Below are 1978 nucleotides of genomic sequence, written 5' to 3'. Positions count from 1 at the left end.
GTCCATAATACTTGTCATTGCATCATCCTCTTCTTCTGTTAATCCGTAATCAGCAAGCCTGTTTAAATAGTCTTCTCGTTCGTGTTTGGTCAATTTCTTTCTCCCTTTAATTCCACATTAATGTTCAATACATTTGCAATACGTTTACCTACCTCTTCGGCAACTGTTTCTGATACCCTTTCTTTAAACCCATAGAGCAACCGACCTCCGTCAAAACCTTCTTCAATAATAGACTCAATCTTTGCTCCCGCAATACTATCCAGCTTTCCTGACTCAGACATATTTTGAACTTCATTAGAAACCGCAACACTAATCACTTCTTGTATATCTTGCCTTGTGATACCTAAGTCATTATGTATAAGGTTTTTTATTTCTTTGTATCCACTTTTTTTGCTTTCAAAGTGCTTCTCCTGTTTATCTAGTGGGACGAGAACGTAATAATATTCACGATAAAGACCGCTATATAATTCTCCTTCATCTTCATATGTATCAACATCTACTCCATCGTCGCCTGCTTTGCGAACATCACGCACAATGCCGTTCACTCCTTTATAAACATGAATAACTTTCTCGCCTACTTTTGCCTGACGATCGGTCATTTCGTAGCGCTGACCGTCAATGTGGACGATGTCGGTCGGTTCGAGTATCACAAATTTGCCAACAGCAGGATCGTTCAGTAAAAAGTTTTCCCCATTGATTTCTCGATTCAATCTAATACAGCCCTGAATGTCATTAGCAACGTAAGCATTATCAATCACCCTTGCTGTTTGATCCACGGATTCATAACCGACTTTTGTAATGTACAATAAATCGCCAACCTCCGCTTTACGATCGACCTCTACGTATTCGGGCTTGGTGCCGCCAAGTGTTTCGTCAGCCAGTACGTGAATCTTTACATTTGAGTTCGCTTTAATTTCCGTCATTTACTGCACCCTTTATATTTTTTTATGTTTTTTTCAATTCTTTTTAGATTTTCATATTGGATTTCACTCTTTTATTTATAGAGGCGTGTCATACACATGCCATCTAAGAGAGATAGGACATTTTTGTCTTGGAGGTGAAAGCTAATGAATTTTCTTCTGGATCTTTTCACAAATTGGACTTTTGATAAAGTCCTGGATTATATGTTTGCTTTTGCAATTCTGAGATCGTTATCGATTCGTGTACTTTTACCGATAACGATCCATCCTTATATGTTTAGTTAAAAACTATCTTTTATTTAGACTTCATCAGCTTGTCTAATAGTGTCTAACAATTCTTTCTTCTTGAAATATGTCTTTTCCAAACGATTTACTTCCTTTTGCAATTCAGTAGCAACATCATACTTAAGGATCCATTCTCCTACTCCACAGACTTCTTTTTGTTCTTTCTCAAACGTTTTTATGTGATGGCCTTCAAACCAAACCCTTACTCTTGTTCCGTTTTCAAATTCATTATTAAAAGCAGCTGCTTTCTCAGTTCCCGCATAAATACATTTATACTTGCTGTCATCGACTACATAAGTGTTCATTTTACTTTCTCCTTATAGAGTGTATTGAGTGTCTTTAATTGAATCCCAATCAAACGTTTCGAGAATTTTAGTAAGCTGGCACCTAGGATCATACAAAACAGGTGATGTCTTGAATAAAATAATCGGCATAATTGGATTAATTGTTTCCTTAATTGTGCAAGGGTTTTCAGCAAGTGGTTCGTTGACTTACGAGATTGCTATGGCTTGTCTATTTGTATTCCTAATAATTTATAATTTTGAACATGCTAAGGATTTCTCTAAAAAATCTCTAATTGTTTTAGGAGCAATCTTTATAGCTCTAATGCTAGGTATTTATCAACTCATTTCCTTTACCGGTGATTACTTTGATAGGCTTAACTTAAATATTGGACTTATCATCTTACTTGAGATCGCTTTAATCATTGTTTTGGTATCTATTGCAGTAAATTAGACTATATTCAAATTTATCTGATTTGTTCACCTCTGAAC

4 protein-coding genes are annotated in these 1978 nt (G+C 35.8%); 2 read left to right on the top strand and 2 right to left on the bottom strand.

What is annotated here, in order from left to right; translation table 11 throughout:
* Positions 1-89: 89 nt before the first annotated feature.
* Positions 90-923 carry a hypothetical protein gene (locus RAC86_RS38195; RefSeq protein WP_072566409.1) on the bottom strand — a complete coding sequence of 278 codons (834 nt, stop codon included), beginning with the start codon at positions 921-923 and terminating at the stop codon, positions 90-92.
* 144 nt (positions 924-1067) lie between these two features.
* Between RAC86_RS38195 and RAC86_RS38190 the strand changes: the two genes are divergently transcribed.
* Positions 1068-1205: a hypothetical protein gene (locus tag RAC86_RS38190; protein WP_236827494.1), complete on the top strand. Its 138-nt coding sequence runs from the start codon at positions 1068-1070 to the stop codon at positions 1203-1205.
* 14 nt (positions 1206-1219) lie between these two features.
* Here the strand turns inward: RAC86_RS38190 and RAC86_RS38185 are convergent, their stop codons facing one another.
* Positions 1220-1510: a hypothetical protein gene (locus tag RAC86_RS38185; protein ID WP_072566410.1), complete on the bottom strand. Its 291-nt coding sequence runs from the start codon at positions 1508-1510 to the stop codon at positions 1220-1222.
* A 109-nt stretch (positions 1511-1619) separates the two neighbouring features.
* On the opposite strand from RAC86_RS38185, the gene RAC86_RS38180 reads away from it, so the two are divergent.
* A complete protein-coding gene (locus tag RAC86_RS38180; protein WP_061186318.1) occupies positions 1620-1940 on the top strand; it encodes a YoqO family protein in 321 nt (106 codons plus the stop codon).
* Positions 1941-1978 lie beyond the last annotated feature (38 nt).

The organism is Bacillus sp. LR_5, assembly GCF_042709275.1.
This window is presented reverse-complemented; position numbering and strand designations above follow the sequence as displayed.